The sequence below is a fragment of the Luteimonas sp. A482 genome (genome assembly GCF_054072655.1).
The window spans coordinates 1-1,315 of sequence record NZ_JBSVRO010000016.1; the positions used below are offsets into that span (position 1 = coordinate 1).

Annotated in this window: 1 protein-coding gene; it reads right to left on the reverse strand. The window is 56.4% G+C overall.

The window, feature by feature from the left end; all coding sequences use genetic code 11:
- Positions 1–211: 211 nt before the first annotated feature.
- Positions 212–541 (reverse strand): hypothetical protein, encoded by a 330-nt coding sequence (locus ACW5DW_RS17065; RefSeq protein WP_457020498.1) that lies wholly within the window; start codon positions 539–541, stop codon positions 212–214.
- Positions 542–1,315: the final 774 nt, after the last annotated feature.

Sequence of the window (1,315 nt, forward strand, 5' to 3'; positions counted from 1 at the left end):
TGGTGGCTTGCATGCGCAAGCTGCTCGGGATCATCAATGCCAGGCGCCGCGACGAGCTTCGGGCCGAGGGCCTGGCACTGGCTTGAGCGGCACGCTTCAAGACAGTTGCTGAGTTAAGCCGGCCTGCGTAGCGGAGCCAACAACATGGCAAGCTGTTCTGCCATGTTGTTGGTGTAGCGAAACGCGTTCGGCTTGAACGAACTGTTTGGCCTCATAGCCCGACCCCAAAGCGCATGACGCGTACCCGATCCACCTTGTCGTCCTTGAAATCGACAATGATGTTTGCTTCGTATTCCATGAAGAAGTGACGGCCAATATTTCTCTCTCGTGCGGCATGCGCGCTCTCTATGTTCGGGCCAGACATGCAGCATCTAAGCGTGAGCCCGCGATCATGGAAGAACTTCTCCGCGTCGCCCTTGCTAATGCCTACTGGCAAATATTTCTCCGTTTCGCTCTGCCAATAAGCAATGCGAGATGCCGACCTTCCGAAGTCACAGGCAGTGAGCATTAAAAGCAAAATGAGTGAGAATATCTTGAGCATGAGGCCTAACGCCTAAGTTAAGCCGAGACGCGTAGTGGAGCAAAGCACATGGCAAGCTGTACCTGCCATGTACTTTGCGGAACGAAGCGGCTTCGGCTTGAACGCATTGTTAGGCCGCTACCATCGTAGGTGCCGAAAGCACTCCTGCTCACCGAGCTCGATCCGTCTAGGCTGTGCTTCATCACCTCTCCAGCGGTACCTCGCTGACCAGCCACACAGACTACCGTGTAGATGCTTAGTCACAAGTTCTGGGTCTCCAGCTACAGCAACCCCCACGATGAGCGAGGGCACTTCGGGGTCATCGCAACCCATGCATCGTCTGGAAGTCGCCATTGATGGAGAGTGCCAGGCCCAATCTGAAGCGCCCCCATAAGCATTCTCGTTCTCGCGAACGGGCCTCGCAGCAAACGCAATGCGCGTTCCATCTTGAAGGCGAATGCTAATGCGCTCTGCGTTGTTGCTTCGGTCGATGACCGCGCCCTCAACGGAACTGTAAGCGATAACTTCCACGCAGAAGCTGCTTGCACAGTACTGCGGCCTATTTTCCGGCGGTGGTGTGGCTAGCGTCTGAGCCGCACTCATGAAGAGCACTAGCGTGATGAGTGACAAGGCGCCGCTTCTAATCATCTGTCTTGCCTCGCCATTTGGTGTAGGGCCTAACGCCTTATGTCTTGAGTTTCCCCTACCGTAGGCGCCGAGAGCCCGACGTGCGCGCCCGATAACGCCTCGGTGTCAGACCACCGTAATTCAGCAGGGGCCGCACGCCGGATCTCG